The 17554-nt window shown below is 43.8% G+C and carries 13 protein-coding genes; 3 read left to right on the top strand and 10 right to left on the bottom strand.

Features of this window, described 5'->3' with window-relative positions; translation table 11 throughout:
- Positions 1-117: 117 nt before the first annotated feature.
- Positions 118-1734: a peptide chain release factor 3 gene (locus RBI_RS12070; RefSeq protein WP_370817503.1), complete on the bottom strand. Its 1617-nt coding sequence runs from the start codon at positions 1732-1734 to the stop codon at positions 118-120.
- 677 nt (positions 1735-2411) lie between these two features.
- On the opposite strand from RBI_RS12070, the gene RBI_RS12065 reads away from it, so the two are divergent.
- On the top strand, positions 2412-2939 hold the full coding sequence (locus RBI_RS12065) for a nitroreductase (RefSeq protein WP_041337361.1): 528 nt from the start codon (positions 2412-2414) through the stop codon (positions 2937-2939).
- Positions 2940-2998: 59 nt separating this feature from the next.
- Here RBI_RS12065 and RBI_RS12060 read toward each other — a convergent pair whose 3' ends face one another.
- The 3 genes from RBI_RS12060 to RBI_RS12050 all read right to left on the bottom strand — a co-directional run bounded on the left by RBI_RS12060 (position 2999) and on the right by RBI_RS12050 (position 8936).
- Positions 2999-5341, bottom strand: a complete 2343-nt coding sequence (locus tag RBI_RS12060; protein WP_041337360.1) for a vWA domain-containing protein — start codon at positions 5339-5341, stop codon at positions 2999-3001.
- A 250-nt stretch (positions 5342-5591) separates the two neighbouring features.
- Entirely contained in the window at positions 5592-8213 is a 2622-nt protein-coding gene (gene clpB / locus RBI_RS12055) for an ATP-dependent chaperone ClpB (RefSeq protein WP_041337359.1), read from the bottom strand.
- 66 nt (positions 8214-8279) lie between these two features.
- The gene (locus tag RBI_RS12050; protein ID WP_041337357.1) at positions 8280-8936 is read right to left on the bottom strand and encodes a hypothetical protein; all 657 of its coding nucleotides are present in this window, start codon (positions 8934-8936) and stop codon (positions 8280-8282) included.
- A gap of 231 nt (positions 8937-9167) precedes the next feature.
- Between RBI_RS12050 and RBI_RS12045 the strand changes: the two genes are divergently transcribed.
- Positions 9168-9824 (top strand): HAD family hydrolase, encoded by a 657-nt coding sequence (locus RBI_RS12045; protein WP_041337356.1) that lies wholly within the window; start codon positions 9168-9170, stop codon positions 9822-9824.
- A 243-nt stretch (positions 9825-10067) separates the two neighbouring features.
- On the opposite strand, the gene RBI_RS12040 is transcribed toward RBI_RS12045, so the two are convergent.
- The 3 genes from RBI_RS12040 to RBI_RS12030 form a co-directional block, all read right to left on the bottom strand.
- Positions 10068-11201 (bottom strand): D-alanyl-D-alanine carboxypeptidase family protein, encoded by a 1134-nt coding sequence (locus tag RBI_RS12040; protein WP_051706897.1) that lies wholly within the window; start codon positions 11199-11201, stop codon positions 10068-10070.
- Positions 11202-11227: 26 nt separating this feature from the next.
- Complete coding sequence (locus tag RBI_RS12035; protein ID WP_022288260.1) at positions 11228-11683, bottom strand: CBS domain-containing protein; 456 nt, start codon at positions 11681-11683, stop codon at positions 11228-11230.
- A 153-nt stretch (positions 11684-11836) separates the two neighbouring features.
- Positions 11837-12745: a hypothetical protein gene (locus RBI_RS12030; protein WP_041337355.1), complete on the bottom strand. Its 909-nt coding sequence runs from the start codon at positions 12743-12745 to the stop codon at positions 11837-11839.
- A gap of 284 nt (positions 12746-13029) precedes the next feature.
- On the opposite strand from RBI_RS12030, the gene RBI_RS12025 reads away from it, so the two are divergent.
- Positions 13030-13959 carry an AEC family transporter gene (locus RBI_RS12025; RefSeq protein ID WP_022288258.1) on the top strand — a complete coding sequence of 310 codons (930 nt, stop codon included), beginning with the start codon at positions 13030-13032 and terminating at the stop codon, positions 13957-13959.
- Between the two features lie 435 nt (positions 13960-14394).
- Here the strand turns inward: RBI_RS12025 and RBI_RS12020 are convergent, their stop codons facing one another.
- The 3 genes from RBI_RS12020 to RBI_RS12010 form a co-directional block, all read right to left on the bottom strand.
- On the bottom strand, positions 14395-15081 hold the full coding sequence (locus RBI_RS12020; protein WP_041337353.1) for a DUF2461 domain-containing protein: 687 nt from the start codon (positions 15079-15081) through the stop codon (positions 14395-14397).
- Positions 15082-15187: 106 nt separating this feature from the next.
- The gene (locus tag RBI_RS12015) at positions 15188-15724 is read right to left on the bottom strand and encodes a flavodoxin family protein (protein ID WP_041337352.1); all 537 of its coding nucleotides are present in this window, start codon (positions 15722-15724) and stop codon (positions 15188-15190) included.
- 16 nt (positions 15725-15740) lie between these two features.
- Positions 15741-17492 carry a 1-deoxy-D-xylulose-5-phosphate synthase gene (locus RBI_RS12010; RefSeq protein ID WP_041337351.1) on the bottom strand — a complete coding sequence of 584 codons (1752 nt, stop codon included), beginning with the start codon at positions 17490-17492 and terminating at the stop codon, positions 15741-15743.
- Positions 17493-17554: the final 62 nt, after the last annotated feature.

Raw genomic sequence — 17554 nt, 5'->3', positions numbered from 1 at the left:
CATATACCTACTTAATATATAACATATATCAAATAAAAAGTCAAGAAAAAAACTGACCAAAGCACACACTTTGGTCAGTTTATCACTTTTTAGGAAAGGGTATTTAGCAATATTGTATTATTGCAGGTCGCCTCTGTTAAATTCTGAAAGCTCAAGACCCTCGTTTCTTTCAAGCGCCCAGCGGATATTCCACTCGCTTGTGAAAAGAAGCAGATAGTTGTCACGGAAGTCCTTGACAAGCTTTGTGTCACTTGAAAGCTTCAATGTCTTAGGGTCGATATCCTTGTTATCTATCCAGCGGATATAAGAATAAGGCAGGCCCTCTTTGAAGAGGTCAACGTTGTACTCATTTTTCATTCTGTATTCAAAAACTTCAAGCTGAAGAACGCCCACAACGCCCACGATAACTTCTTCCATACCGCTGTCAGGCTCATGGAATATCTGTATTGCACCCTCTTGTGCGATCTGTGTTGTACCCTTTACGAACTGCTTTCTTTTGAGGGTATCCTTCTGACGGACTCTCATAAAATGCTCAGGTGCAAAGGTCGGGATAGACTCGAACTCGAACTTTTTCTTTGGCGAGCAAATCGTATCACCGATAGCGAAGATACCCGGGTCAAACACACCGATTATATCTCCTGCATAGGCTTCGTCGATTATCTCTCTTTCCTGAGCCATTATCTGCTGAGGCTGAGAAAGTCTGAGCTTTTTATTGCCCTGAACATGGAGAACTTCCATATCCTTATCGAACTTGCCTGAGCAGATACGCAGGAAAGTGATACGGTCACGGTGAGCCTTGTTCATATTAGCTTGTATCTTGAATACGAAAGCCGAGAACTCAGGGTCGAACGGATCTATGATACCGGCAGAAGAATTTCTCGGAGTAGGAGAAGTTGTCATTTCGAGGAAGTTTTCCAAAAACGGCTCGACGCCGAAGTTTGTAAGAGCAGAGCCAAAGAACACAGGCGAAAGCTCACCCTTTCTCACCTTTTCGATATCGAACTCATAGCTTGCGCCATCGAGAAGCTCGATATCATCGCAGAGAGTTGAGTGGAGATCCTCGCCGATAAGGCTGTCAAGTGACGGGTCGGAGAGGTCGACTTCTGTAGCTGCCACCTGATGCTGTCCACCGCTTGCCTCAAAAGAGATTATATGCTTTTTATCTCTGTCATAAACACCCTTAAACTCTTTGCCTGAGCCGATAGGCCAGTTCACAGGATAGGTCTGGATACCAAGCTCAGACTCTATCTGCTCCATAAGATCGAAAGGATTTCTGGACTCACGATCCATTTTATTTACGAAAGTAAATATAGGGATATGGCGCATAACGCAGACCTTGAAAAGCTTTCTGGTCTGATTTTCCACACCCTTTGAAGCGTCTATTACCATTACGGCTGAGTCTGCAGCCATAAGAGTACGGTAGGTATCCTCAGAGAAGTCCTGATGTCCAGGAGTATCCAGGATATTTATACAATAATTTTTATACTGAAACTGCATAACAGAAGAAGTAACAGAGATACCTCTTTGTTTTTCTATTTCCATCCAGTCTGAAACAGCATGGCGGGAGTTCTTTTTACCTTTTACAGCACCTGCCTGAGCTATCGCACCACCATAGAGCAGAAATTTTTCCGTAAGAGTTGTTTTACCTGCGTCAGGGTGGGAAATTATCGCAAAAGTACGGCGGCGTTTGATCTCATCTTCAAGCTTACCCAAAATTATTCCTCCATATTTCATTGCATTTTTAAACATACCTTGTTAGTATAACACAGTATCGCTTAAATTGCAAGAGATTTTTTATGAAGAAAGCGGCGTTTGTAGAATGAGGAGTGAGGAATGAGGAATTATGGTATCGCCTGTCGGCGATAAATTTTTTGATAGGGACGAACGCTGTTCGCCTGCTTCTTGTTTGCCCATACATTCCTGCGATATCCACACATTATTTATGTTTTCACAAACCATGTAGGGGACGCTACTTTGCCGTGCCGCAAAATCGCTTCGCTCTTTGCGGATTTTACGTTGTGCAGGAAACAACAAAAGCGGTGCAGGTCTTATTCTTCGATACTTATTTGTTTAGTGATTTAGTTTGTATTTCTTCTTTTCACCTCTGCACCGCTTAATCGGCTTGCGCCGAATGAGGCTCTGCCTCAAACTCCGCTAGGGACTCTGTCCCTAGACCCTGCAATGGGTTTCACCCCTTGACCCTGACCAGGGGCGTGCCCCTGGACCTTTTGCTCGCTTCGCTCGGTGTTGGCTACCCCACTCTGTGCGGCTATGTCATTCCTCACTCCTCACTTAAACCGCTCCTCACTTAACTTCGTTTCTCACTTAAACAGCCGTTGACATTCTCCACAAACTATGCTAAAATCAAATTATAAGCAATCAACTATCAAACCTACAAAGGAGGCTGTTTTATGAAAGATCTGCTCGAACTTATGAAAACCAGAAGAAGTGTACGAAAATACAAGCCTGACATGATACCTCAGGACGTTCTCAACCGCATCATAATAGCAGGAACTTATTCCGCCACAGGAAGAAACTTGCAGTCACCTATTATCATTGCTGTCACCAACAAGGAAATGCGTGACAAAATTTCTGAGATGAACAGAAAGATAGGCGGCTGGGCTGAGGGCTTCGACCCGTTCTATGGTGCGCCTGTTATTCTTATTGTACTAGCTGACAAATCCTGCCCGACTTATATTTATGACGGAAGTCTTGTTATGGGAAATCTTATGCTTGCCGCTCACAACGAGGGCGTTGGAAGCTGCTGGATACATCGTGCAAAGGAAGAATTTGAGTCTGAAGAAGGCAAGGAGATCCTCCGCAGCCTTGGCATCGAGGGCGAATACGAGGGCATCGGTCACTGCGCACTCGGCTACACTGAGGGTGAATATCCCGAGGGTCACGAGAGAAAAGACAATTGGGTATACTATATCAAATAATCCTGACAAACTATCTAACAAAAAACGGAGCGGTCAAAACCGTTCCGTTTTTTTTCTTATTAATGAGCTGTCACGTCAGAAAATTCTATGCCGACCTGCTTGCCCTCATATGTTGCGGAATACTCAAACGTTGTGCCAACAACTGTCGCCTTGCCATTGCTGTCTATCTTGAGCTTGCACTTCGGAAGCTTCTGGATATAAAGCTGTTTTGTTTCCCCAGGATAGTTGTTGTCATATATCTGAAGGATATATTTTCTGTGGCAATCAGAATCCTGAATAAGTCCGATAGCGTTCACTGTATGAGTATCGTCTATAGTTGTAACAACTGGTATGCCAAGGCTGAGCTGGTCTTCAAGCTTTTCAAAGCCCTTACTGTCGTTGTTAAGGTTATACTCTGACGAAGAATCGTCCCACTGGAGGGTGTTAAGTCTGTAGAGTGCCTTTGCGAACTCTGCGTCATTTGAGGAATAGCCACCCTTTATTTTGCCAATGCCGTTTGCTATATCCATATCAAGCAGTTCTACCTTTTTCCAGCGGAGATTGCCGCCTGATATTTTCGTAACGTTCTTTACCCAGCCCTTGTTCTTGCTGTCATACTTATAGTCATCATTAAGGGTGAGAATATCCCCTGTGCAGGAATAGTCGAGATACTTTGTAACGTCTGAATATGTGCCCGCAAAAAGGTCTGAGGTTATCTTGCTAAGCGGCACTCTTTCGTCATACTGTTTACCAAAGTCTGTTCCGCTTATGTCATAGCCTGCGGCATTCACCTTTATGTCGCTCTTATCTGACGGAGTGATATCTCCAAGAGAAGTTTTTACATTTCCGAGATACCAATCTCTTGCCATAACAGCCATGCCGAAGTCAACGCTTGCGGTAGTTGTTGTTCTGAAATTCTTGAATGAGAAGCCGTTCACCTTTGGGTCAAAGCCTGTGTTGTAGAGTGAATAACCTCTTACGTTATCGTCAGCGTTCGTGTATGTAACGATATCATAGTTCAGTGTAGTAACTATCTGCTTGTAAACGTCATTAAGGGCGTTTGCGTCGGAAGCGGAGTAATACTTTCCGCCTGTGGAATAAGCAAGCTCCTGAAGCCAATCTCTGTCAACATCTCTGCCAAGACCAACTGTGAGAACGATTATGTCCTTATCCTTTGCAGTATTTGCAAGGCTTGAAACGCTTGCAGGATTAAACTCGTCAGACTCGCCGTCTGTGAGCATCACGATGATATTTCTGTATTTTCCACCGGAAGTTGCCTTGAACTCGTCCATGCACTTTTTAAGAGCCGTCTGGCTGTGAGTGCCGTTAAATATCTCTTCCTCCGACTTTATCTTATCGAGAGCTTCCGTAAGCTTCGTCTTATCATCAGTGAAGTCTACCATCTTTTTGTAGCTTCCTGTGAACTTGCAAATGCCGACCTGATAGTGGCTCTCAAACTTGTCGATAAGATTCTTTGCAAATTCAAGACGCTTGAAGTCAACATCATTCTCAGAAGAAGTTACACACTGCTCCTTTGGATACATAGAGCCGGAGTTATCAACGAGGAAGCAGATCCTTGTTGTGGCTTCATCGTTTACAGTTTTCTCAACGCCTACCACATAAGTGCCAAGCTCTGTAAGAGAAGCAGAAACTGTCTTTTTGCTCTTGTCTGCCTTTGAATCCACCTTTGTGTAAAGGGTCGAGCGTGAATCAAATCTCAGCACTGTAAGGTCATCAAATGAATATCCCATTTTACTCAGCTTTGCAGAGTCGATATCAAAAGTTATCTTTGCCGAGTTGAACTTATAGTCAGAATAAGCGTCATAAGCCTTTGTTACGATACTTGCATTTGAAGAGATACCAAAGAGGTCAAGCTCAACGAGGGTCGCACTGGCAGCGTTTGCGTCGCCCTTTATTTCAAGGCGGCAGTCCCCTGCATTTTTTTCCACTGTAAGCTCTCTTTCAGCGTCATTGGTCTTTCCGTCAGACTTTGACTCTCTCGGATTTGTGCCTGCCATAAGCTCATAGCCGTCAAGAAGACCATCGCCGTCAGTATCGGCTTCAATAGGGTTCGTGCCTAGCTTTATCTCATCGCCGTCGCTTATTCCGTCATTGTCAGTATCCTCGCTTTGAAGGTTAGTGCCGTGGCGTGTTTCATCGGCATTCTTTATGCCGTCGCCGTCCCAGTCCTGATCGTCAGAAAACTCCGACTCCTTGAAGGTAGTGCTTATATCAAGCTTTGTTATGACCGATTTCGCCATGGCGATACGGTTATTTTCCCTTATTTTCAGACCCACGATAACACAGGCAGCCACAAGGAACGCAAGCACTATACACAGCACCAGCAACGCTATCTTCTTTTTGCGCTTTCCTCTGTTCATGCTCTGAACAAAATCATTCGTATCAGAAAAATTTGCTTTCATAAATATTAATTCCCCTTATCAGATCACATATTTCACGATATTAATATTCTAGCATATATGTACCTCATTTGCAAGCAAAATAACCTAGAATAATTCACAAAATAAACTGTTCTTTTTTGTTTACAAACAGTATATCTTACCAAAACATTAACAAGATAATTCTTTTATTATTAACCTAAAATAAATTAAAACCTTCTTTTTCCACAAAAAAGGGCAGCCCCTCTCGGAGCTGCCCTTTGGCATAATACTATCACTCTTCTGTAACAGTATTATAAATAACGTTCACAACGAAGTCCTTGTCATAATCTACCTGCAAGATAGAATCAGGCTCAAGCTCGTCTGCAATGATCTTCTTTGCGATAAGAGTTTCGATACGTCTTTGGATAAACCTCTTGAGAGGTCTTGCACCGAAGTTCTGGTCGTAGCCCTGATTTACGATAGCTTCCTTAGCGGCGTCTGTTACCTCTATGCTTAGCCTCTTGTCTTCAAGACGCTTGCCAAGCTCTGCAAGCATAAGATCAACGATCTTGTATATCTCCGTCTTCATAAGCGGCTTGTAGTAGATTATATCGTCAAGTCTGTTAAGAAACTCAGGTCTGAACTGCTGTTTCAGCAGAGCGTCCACCTTGTCCCTTGCCTCCTGAGATATCTCGCCCTCAGGTGTAATGCCCTCAAGGATATAAGGAGAACCAAGGTTTGAAGTAAGGATTATGATAGTGTTCTTGAAGTCAACCGTTCTGCCCTGTGAGTCTGTGATACGTCCGTCGTCAAGCACCTGCAAAAGGATATTGAAAACGTCAGGGTGAGCCTTTTCAATCTCGTCAAGAAGAACTACTGAATAAGGCTTTCTTCTTACAGCCTCGGTGAGCTGACCGCCCTCCTCATAGCCTACATATCCCGGAGGCGCTCCGATAAGACGGCTTACGCTGAATTTCTCCATGTACTCCGACATATCTATACGAACGATATTGTTCTCGTCGTCAAACAAAGCCTGTGCAAGAGTTTTTGCAAGCTCTGTTTTACCAACGCCTGTAGGACCGAGGAACAGGAACGAACCTATCGGCTGATTTGGATTTGCGATACCGGCACGAGATCTCATGATAGCCTCAGACACACGCTCAACGGCTTCGTCCTGACCGATAACTCTCTCATGGAGGATATCAGGCAGGTGGAGAAGCTTCTCACGCTCGCCCTCCATAAGCTTTGCAACAGGGATACCTGTCCAGCGGCAGATTATCCTTGCGATCTCTTCCTCTGTTACCTTATCTCTTAGCAGAGTGTTCTTTGTCTTTGACTTCTCTGCCTTTTCTTCTTCCTCGGCAAGCTGCTTCTGCAAGTCAGCCATTCTGCCGTATTTCAGCTCTGCAAGCTTGTTAAGGTCATATTCACGCTCTGCTCTCTCGATATCCTTTGAGCATTGCTCGATATCCTCACGGAGCTTCTGCACCTTAGAGATAGCAGACTTCTCATTCTCCCATTTAGCTTTCATTTCATTGAACTGCTCACGCATTTCTGAAAGCTCTTTCTGCACCTCATGGAGATGTTCAACTGCAAGCTTATCAGTTTCCTTTTTAAGGACAGTTTCCTCTATCTCGTGCTGGAGTATCTTACGTCTTATCTCATCAAGCTCTGTAGGCATTGAGTCCATTTCCGTTCTGATGAGTGCGCAGGCTTCGTCCACAAGGTCGATAGCCTTATCAGGGAGAAATCTGTCTGTGATATATCTGTTTGAAAGAACAGCCGCCGCAATAAGCGCCTGATCCTGAATTTTTACGCCGTGGAATACTTCGTATCTTTCTTTCAGACCACGGAGTATAGAGATAGTGTCCTCAACTGTCGGCTCGTCAACCATAACAGGCTGGAAACGTCTTTCAAGAGCGGCGTCCTTTTCGATATACTGACGGTACTCGTTAAGAGTCGTTGCACCAATACAATGGAGTTCGCCCCTTGCAAGCATAGGTTTCAGCAGGTTGCCTGCGTCCATTGCGCCGTCTGACTTGCCTGCGCCAACGATATTGTGAAGCTCATCTATAAAGAGTATAATCCTGCCCTCAGACTTCTTTATCTCCTCAACGACAGCCTTAAATCTCTCCTCAAACTCGCCTCTGTATTTTGCGCCTGCGATAAGCGCACCCATATCAAGTGAGAAAACCTGTCTGTCTTTCAGACTGTCAGGAACATCTCCGCTGACGATACGCTGAGCAAGGCCCTCTGCAATGGCGGTCTTACCAACGCCAGGCTCACCAATAAGACAAGGGTTGTTCTTTGTTTTTCTTGACAGTATCCTTATAACGTTTCTTATCTCACTGTCTCTGCCGATAACAGGGTCAAGCTTGTTCTGTCTTGCAAGCTCAACGAGATCCTGACCGTACTTTTTCAGCACGTCATAGGTTTCCTCAGGGTTCTGGCTCGTTACCTGAGCGTTTCCTCTTACAGCTTGAAGAACTTTCAGAAACTTTGTTTTTGTTACACCAAAGGTCTTGAATATTTCCTTCAAAGCACTGTTTGGGCTGTCCATGATACCCATAACAAGATGTTCAACTGAAACGTATTCGTCCTTCATTCTCGAAGCTTCCGACTCGGCTTCCGCAAAAGCCTTGTCAAGGTCGCTTGAAATGTATACAGAGTCCTGTGCACGTCCGCCTACCTGCACCTTAGGTATATCGTCAACTGCTCTTGTAAGAGCCGCCTCTATATTTTCAGGGGCGATATCCATTTTTACAAAAAGCTGCGGCACAAGACCGTTTTCCTGTGAAAGCAAAGCCAGCATAAGGTGCTGCTGGTCAACAGCCTGATTTGAGTTTCTTGAGGCAATGCTCTGCGCTTCCTGCAAAGCTTCCAATGATTTCTGTGTCAATTTCTGAGCGTTCATAAAATTACCTCCCTTATCACCTAAAAAGATATATGCTCACAGCAGGCGGAATGCTCCGCCCACCGTTTAAAGAACGACAACGCCTTTTTTCAGATATCTTTCATACATTTCAGATACCTTTCTTGCCGCCGTTTCAGGTTCTGCAGCGTTGTCAAAGTAAAGCTGAATACAGCTGTCCATACAGCTTATATAATCACCGATAGCGTTCGCTATATCCTCGTCGGTCAGCTCCGACTGAGGCGGTGCGTAAAAATCTCTTGTAAATCTGCCCTCGGCTGTTTCATAAGGCACGCCAGTAGTGAAAAGATACGAAAGATATTTTTCCTCGAGCCTTGCCCACAGCTTAAAAAAGCTGTCAAGCATTGAAATGAGCTGTGTGCTCTGAGTTCTGAAAGATACTTTCAGCCTCCCCACCTTTCCGTGAAAATCACGGCTCAGCTCTATGCTGTATCGTATGGTCGGCTTATATTTATATCTCAAAGGACTTTTTATAGACATCATAGCGTCAGAGGGCTGATTAAGGGTCTGAAACCTGCTGTCCATAAGCTGTTCTATTTTAGAGAATATTTCACGCATTCTTTTTTCAGGGGTGAGAAGCTGGACACGCTCTGCCAAAATCTGATTTATCAGATTTGAACGGCTGGTGTTCATGGAATATGCCATTCTGTCGATAGCCTCCACCACATCGTCTGCAAGCACCAGACTATACACGCTCTTGTTCACTTTGCTCTCATTCCTTTCTTTAAGGCGTTCCCATATGGCGTCGCCTTTTATCACTGTACTTATTATACCACATTCTAATAATTTGTCAATAGGATTATATAATTTTAATTACGAATTATATAGATGCACAATAGAATGTATGTTCTGCGCCTCTAATTTGTGCAGTTTTATTGAAAACTCGTCAAAAGTATGATATAATAGCAGATACCAAGTTGGAAAGGCGTGATAAAAATGCTCAAAGGCGTTATATTTGATATGGACGGACTAATGATAGATACGGAAAAGCTGCTCACAAGGTTTTGGTGTGAGGCGGCGAATCATTACGGCTATCCAATGACAAAGGAACACGTTCTGGGCATACGCTCTCTTGCAGCGAAGTATGCTATCCCACATCTGAAAGGCATTTTCGGAGAGGATTTTGATTACTACAAAGTTCGTGGAAAGCGTATCGAGCTTATGAACGAGTTTATCAGGCAAAACGGCATAGAAAAGAAAAAGGGGCTTGATGAGCTTCTTGACTATCTTGACAGCACAGGGCTGAAAAAAGCCGTTGCCACTGCCACCGACCTACAGCGCACCACGCTGTATCTCAGCTCTATAAATATCATTGACAGATTTGACAAGCTTATCTGCGGAAACATGATAGAAAACGGCAAGCCTGCCCCTGATATTTATCTCGCCGCCGCAAAGGAGCTGGGGCTTGACCCTAGCGAGTGCATTGCCCTCGAGGACTCACCAAACGGCATACGCTCCGCCCACGCCGCAGGCTGCAAACCTGTTATGATACCCGACCTTTCACAGCCTGACGAGGAAACAAAAAAGCTTCTGTATGCCTGCTGTGATGACCTTTCCAAGGTCATAGGCGTGATACAAAAGCTTTTAAGATGAATATTCTGCCAATTCATGTAGGGGCGAACATTGTTCGCCCGCTTTTTGTAAAAACCCTATAAAAATTGATACAATGTTACACGAATTGACACAAACGCTACATAGGGATAGTAAAACCGATAGCTTTATCACTTCGACGGGCGAACGCTGTTCGCCCCTACACTGACTACACTGATTTGCAAAATAAAATACAAAAATGCGGATACCTCCACGATATCCGCATTTATTTTTTATCCTATCTAATTAATCCTCGACCTCAGAAACAGAAGACGTGTCAGTGTCCGTCTTGCTGTCCTTGTCTTTATTATCAGAAGCCTTGCCGCCCAGATACTTTTCATAAATAGCTATCTGATCCTCAACAGACTTCAGCTCGTCCTTAGACTTTGTTGTAACACAAATATATGTGTGTCCGTTATCATCAAGTATAGTTGAAAGGGTGTACTTTGCTTCGTCGGTAAAGCCTGTCTTTCCGCCCTCGATGCTTATGCCGTCGTCAGCCTCGCCGTCACCGTCACAATCCACATAGTAGCCCTCAATTCTCTGTGCAACAATGCTTGTAAGCTCGATACCGTCCTTGTGCTGTTTTGTCTTTGAAGTTGTGTACTTTGTTGCTGTAAGCACTTCACGGCAAGTTTCGTTATCCATAGCCGCCTTTGTGATAACTGCGATATCCTGCGCTGTGGAATAATGATTTTTGTTGTGCAGACCGCTTGCATTCACAAACTTTGTGCCGGTAAGACCAAGCTCCTGGATCTTAGCGTTCATAAGCTCAACGAACTTCTCCTCTGAGCCTGCAACTGCGTTTGCAAGACCTGTTGTGCCATCAGCACCGCTCACAAGGATAGCTGAATAAAGCAGATCTTTCATTGTAACAGTTTCCCCGGCTTCAAAGCCTGCTCTTGATGCGTTGTCCTCGATAAGAGGGTCGATATCATCGCTTGTGAACTTATATGTAGCGTCCATATCCTGAATATTCTCTGCGGCTACAAGAAGCGTAAGCATCTTTGTAAGAGAAGCAGGATATACCTTTTTCTCGTAATTATAACCTGCAACTATCTCGTTTGTGTCAGCGTCAACAAGTATAGCTGAGTTTGCTGTCATACCCTTTATATTTATATCCTGATAATTTGCAGACTTCACAGGATAATTGCTCACAGGCTCTTCCACAACTGATGAAAGGTCGTCAACCTCTGAAACCTCCTCAGAAGAGCTTTCCTCAGGTTTGCTGTTCACCTTAACAACTGCGTCTGCCACCTTGCTTGCCTGAATGGTATATCTTCCTGTTACCACCAATGCCGCTGAACCAACAGCCACAAGCATTATAACTATAAGCACAGCAACTATAGCTGCACCGCCCTTTTTGTTTGTCCTCTTCATTTTTACAACAATTCCTTTCCTAGTGCTTATACTGCACCTATCTCCTCTTTTTCTTCCTTATGACCATATTTCGCTTCATACTCGTTAAGAGTATCGTGACAATATTTAAGTATATCTCTTCTCGTCACAATACCTATAAAAACTTCCCTGTCATCAATAACAGGCACAAAGTTCTGATCCATTGAAAGAAGTATCAGATCCTCGATAGTAGAATAAACATAGACGGGTTTCATTCTAACACGTCTTGTTATCTCACTTATCCTATATTTCTCCAGCTCACGCATATCCTGAATGCCATTATTGAGCATGAACCACAGAAAGTCGCCCTCTGCAAGGGTCTTTACATATCTGCCCTCACGGTCGATAACAGGCACAGCGGTAAAGCTGTGATTTTTCATTTTCTCAAGAGCCTGCCTTGCTGTGTTGTCATCATAGACAAAATCCACGCAAGCCTTCGGCTTCAAAAACTTTAGTATATTCATTTATATATATATCCTCTTGTAAGCATACGTTTTTATGCGGTAACGACCGCACCTATAATTATACCAAAAAAACGCATACAAGTAAAGCATAGAGAGGGCATTTTCCGCCCTGCGTTTTCAACAAATCTCCACGCTGAAATTGTGCATTTTGACTTACTGCTGTGCAGACTTGTAGCCGTATGTGTAAACAAGGCTCACAAAGCTGTCATAGGATATGGTCTTAAGATCGTCCGTCTGATATCCCCCTGCACTGAGATCGTCTGTTGTAACGCCTGCTTTGTTGAAGATACCCTGACAATAGCCAAGCCTCTGATCCTCTGACATACTGTCAAAGTCCACAAGACTTGTCGCCTGAGATACGTCAAACAGGCTGTCGTCAGCTTCCCCCGAAAGCTCGTCAACAGTGTATTCTGAAACTGTATCATCTGAGCCTTCAATGGTAAAGGTCTGCGTGTATTTTTTTAAGCTTCCGTCAGATTTATCAAAATACAGGTCGATAGCAGTAATGTATGTGTCGCCCGTATAAGTGTACTCCTCGATATCGAAATCATCAGCCTCATCACTGTTTATATGACCATAGGTTCTCGGCAGGTTTTGCTTGACTATGCTTTCAAGAACGCCGTCAAGCTCCGTCACGTCTGACTTGTGATAAACACCGGTCACGTTATCGTAATCATATCCTACTCCGTCAACATAGATAAATCCGCTGGTGCCTATATCCGATGTGACTTTCAGATAGATGTTTCCGCCCTTTTTGGCTCTTACTACCTCCTGCTTTGAGCCGTCGGCCTCTGTGCAGGTCGTTTTCAGAGTGTAGTCGCCGTCAAAGATCGCAGCAGTTTTTTTAATAAGCTCACCCTGCTCGTTCAATACCTTACTATCTGTATCACTCTCGTCACCCTTGCTGTCCTCAGACTTTGCGCTGTCGGCATTGTCGGCTGTTGAAACGTTCGCCTTGCTCTCTGTGGCAGAAGAGCTGTCCTTACTATCCTTTGAACAGCCCGCTGCACACAAGCATACCACGCAAGCGCAGAGAGCCGCACATATTTTCTTTATATCCATATGTAAATATCCTTTCAGACCATGTACTATATTTCTTTTTCAAGACAATACTGCTGTTAACATTATACACCCCTTAAACTTTTATGTCAAGAGATAAGGCAGAGCGTAAAGATCGGTGAATTATTTGCTATTTTACCTTATTTACGCACATAAAAATCACAAAAATCACCTATCAATGTATACTGTGAGTTCATGCTTTTTTCACAAAAGTCTGATATAATATTTGGGTATTATGACGAAAGAACACCTAAAGAAGAAAAATATATGTGAAAGAGGAAGTAAAAATGGAAGCAGGTCTGATAATCGGAAACCAAATAATAATAATGTTCATTATCCTTATTATAGGCGCATTTTGCTATTTAAAAGGGATAATCACAAAGGACGGTACAAAACAGTTGTCCTCATTCGCACTGAATATAATCAATCCTGTGCTTATATTCATGTCCTATCAGTCAAAATATGACAAGACCCTTGTGCATGGATTGCTGTGGTCTTTTCTGTTGTCAGCGATATCCTATGCAGTGACTATCTTGCTCACCTATGTTCTTATAAGAAAAAAGACTCCCGACCTTGCGGTGGAGCGTGTTTCGTCAATATATTCAAACTGTGCATTCATGTGCATACCCCTTATAAACGGCATTTACGGCTCAGAGGGCGTTTTGTATCTTACAGCGTATCTTACGTTCTTCAACGTCCTTATCTGGACGCATGGACTTATGACAATGAAAGGCGAGCGTGACTTTTCTTCTCTTGTGAAAGCCCTTATCTCACCGTCAGTTATAGCCGTTGTGGTCGGTCTTATTTGCTATCTTACAAATGTCAGACTGCCGAAAGTTCCTGCAACAGCTTTGCAGTACATAGCAGATATGAACACGCCTATCGCCATGGTGATAGCAGGTGCAACAGCCGCACAGACCAACGTTTTGAAAGCCCTTCAAAACCGCCGTATCTACTACGTTTCACTGTGCAAGCTCATAATACTCCCTGTGGCAGGCTTCTTTGCAATGTGGATACTTGATCCTCCTCCGATAGTTCTTATGACAGTTACCATAGCCGCCGCCTGCCCTGCAGCGACCATGTGTACAATGTTCGCTGTAAACCTTGACAAAGACCCTAAAACAGCCTCAGAGATCTTTACAGTCACCACTATCCTCAGTGCTGTAACTCTGCCGCTTATAACTATCTTTGCCGACAGACTTACATATCATATTTAAAGTCAGCCTAAGCAAACATATCCATATAAACAAAAAGACCTGTCAGCATTTCGCTGCACAGGCTGTGAAAAGATAAATAAGCTACGCTCTGCAATGCTTTCCGAAAACCTCGGAGAGCATTTTTTTATCACTCTTTTTGCTGCACCGCAGGTAATTCTATAAAAAGCCTGCCGCACACACTGATCCCCTTCATGACAACACCGTTTAAAGAGATTTCAAACGTCTTGCCTTTATAATTTTTTATCCACCCATAGTATACACCTTACTTCATCGGTGCCTCGGATAATAAAAGTATAACATATAATCAATTCACTGTCAATATTTCTTTGAACAAATAGCATATAAATTGTATATTTCAATAAAACAACCAGAAAATTTATAGCGTTTTACACAAAATTGTCAGAAAGCATTCTCAAACAAGACACAATTTCTCCGCTATTTTACTTTTTTCTGTAAAATATTATCCTCCGCCCTCATAAAAAATCTGTATACATCTCCAAGAGAAGCAAGGTCACTGCATACTGTGTCCAGCAAGTTCACGTTGAAAAGCAGCTTAGGGTCTTCACTGTCAAAGCTTACACCGATATCCTTTTTATTGAGCCACAAAGCGTCCTCACGGCTGGCATTGGGAAAATGGTCACGCTTATACTCGTCACCGAACAAAACGAACTTGCTGTTGTCTTTCAGCGCCTTGTGAGCCTTTTTATATTCCTGCGCCCCTGCAAGTATCATCGCCCTCATTTCGTCCATGCTTTCTCTGTCGGTTTTGTAATATCCACAACCATAGCCGAAACCATGGGTAGAGATATAGAAATAAAACTCAGGCATGGGGTGATATTCGCTTTTGTCATGCTGGCATTTCAAAGAACACCACACGCTCTCTCTGAATATCGGTCCGCCCTTGTTGTAACGTGCGTCTTTGTAAAGCCTTGAAATCTTTTTCGGGTTGCATACTATCCTGCTGTCAATATCGTTCATTATGGGCGTTAGCGCAGTGATAAGCTCCGCAAAAGGCTCTTCTATGAGCCTGTGATAATCCGCCTTATGCTCCTTGAACCATTCCTTACTATCTCTCGTATGATTTTCAAACAAAAAGCCGATAGCCTCTTCACTAAATAGCATTTTTTCTCTCTCCTTGATGTTTCTAAACTTATTATAGTATATCACGATTTGCATTTTTAATCAAGAAAAAAGAGCCTGCCAAAGCAAGCTCTCTTCCAAATGGATTTTATGAATGAAGTCCCATTTCGTAAGCGGTTTTCATGTGTGCACTGCTCTGCACTTCGCCCTTGTCCCACACGCCTGTGCCGTAAAGGATACCCTTTTCAACCGCCCCGTCAAGACAGTCAAGAGTAAATCCCCTTATGCTCTCAACTGTCTTTTCAAGGTTAGCGGCATTGGTATCAGCCGCGGTGAGTATATAATACACCTCTTTGTTTACCATTTCAGTGTATCTCGGCACTGTTCTGTCAATGAGTGTCTTGAGCTGAGCGTCCATGGTGTAGAAATAAACAGGCGTTGCAAAAACGATAACGTCAGCGTTCACCATTTTGTCCATTATCTCCGCCATATCGTCTTTCTGCACGCACTTGTGAGTGCTGTTGCAAACGCCGCAGCCTGTGCAGTAGTTCACCTTAAAGTTCCTGAGAAATATTTTTTCCACCTTGTGTCCTGCCTGCTGTGCACCCTTTATGAACTCATCGCAAAGCACGTCGGAATTTCCGCCCTTTCTAGGGCTTGCGGATATAACAAGTATATTTTTCATATTGTCACCTCAAAGATCAAAGTGTTTTTATAACGTCCTCAGCTATCTGCTCAGGGGTAAGATGATTTTCTTTCAGCACCTCGGCAGGGTCATAGCGGTCATAGAACTTCTTTTCAAGACCAAAGCAAAGGGTCTTTACATCACTGTCGCCGTAAAATCTTGCTATCTTCTCGCCAAAGCCGCCCTCAAGAACGCCGTCCTCAAGAGTGATAATGGTCTTGTGGTCAGCCTTAAGGCTTTCAAGCATTTCCTTGTCAATGCCTGTGATGTAGTAAGGGTTTATTACAGTAGCCTTGACACCTGTTTTTTCCTCGATAAGCTTTGCGGCCTCAACGCCCAAGCCGTAGAACGAGCCAAGTGCAATAACAGCCACCTGACTTCCCTTCTGTGTCATCTCATACTTGTTGAGCTTTGAAAGATCCTTTGTGAAAGGCTTGCCGTCTGAAACAAGGCTTGCAGGAACTCTTATTGCAACAGGGTGTTCGTTCTGTTCAAGGGACCAATCCAGCATTGCAAGATATTCTTCCTTTGTTACAGGTGCAAGATAAACAAGCTCAGGGATATTTGATATCATCGGTATATCGTAAATTCCAAGGTGAGTAACGTCACTCATGCCGTAAACCGAAGCCGCAAAAACAGCTATTGTAACAGGACTTTTATTTATGCAAACGTCCTGAGAAAGCTGGTCGTAGGTACGCTGTAAGAACGAGCTGTAAACGCCGTAGAAAGGCTTCCCACCGTTCTTTGCTATACCTGAGGCAAGTGCCATTGCGTGTTCCTCTGCAATGCCCACGTCCATAAACTGCTTGCCTGCTTTCTTTCTGACATCAGGAGTGAAGCCGAAAACCGTTGGAGTAGCGGAGGTTATAGCACACACGGACTTGTCAGCCTGCATTTTCTCAAGAAGATAATTGCAGGTAACAGTTCCGTAATCCTCGCCCTCAGCATCGTAAAGGGACTTGCCTGTTTCAGGGTCGAACGGCATATGCCAGTGCCATGTTTCCTTATCCTTTTCCGCAGGAGCATAGCCCTTGCCCTTTTGTGTTACAATGTGAACGACAACAGGCTTTTTGCTGTCCTTTACGCCCTCAAAAGCCTTGATGAGCGAAGGGATATCGTTGCCGTCCTTAACGAAAACATAGTCAAGACCCATTGCCTTGAAAAGGTTACATTCAGCCTTGCCCTCGGTATCACGAAGAAGCTTGAGATTTCTGTACATACCGCCGTGGTTTTCTGCGATAGACATATCGTTATCGTTCACAACGATTATGAAGTTTGTATCCATTTCCCCTGCAAAGTCGATACCCTCCAGAGCTTCGCCACCGCTGAGAGAGCCGTCGCCGATAACAGCGATAACATTGCCCTCCTCGCCCTTGAGATCTCTAGCCTTTGCAAGACCGCTTGCAAGGCTCACAGAAGTAGAAGTATGGCCAACCGTAAAAAAGTCATGCTCGCTCTCCTCTGGGTTTGTGTAGCCTGAGATATCATCGAACTTGTCAGCGTCAAGGTAGGACTCCTTTCTGCCTGTGAGCATTTTATGTGGATAGCTTTGATGTGAAACGTCAAAAACTATCTTATCCTTAGGGGACTCAAAAACATAGTGCATTGCGATAGTGGCTTCCACCATGCCGAAGTTAGGGCCAAAATGTCCACCATGCTTGCTGAGCCTGAAAAGCAGAGCCTTTCTCATTTCCTCAGCCAGCGCTGTCATTTCATCAACAGTGAGCTTTTTAACGTCAGCAGGTGAGTCTATTTTTTCAAGATACATTTTCATTTCCTCCTGTTTTACTTATAATTTTTCTTAGCTTTAGCTTACTTATATTGTACCAC

The sequence above is a fragment of the Ruminococcus bicirculans (ex Wegman et al. 2014) genome (genome assembly GCF_000723465.1).
GTDB lineage: Bacteria > Bacillota > Clostridia > Oscillospirales > Ruminococcaceae > Hominimerdicola > Hominimerdicola aceti.
This window is presented reverse-complemented; position numbering and strand designations above follow the sequence as displayed.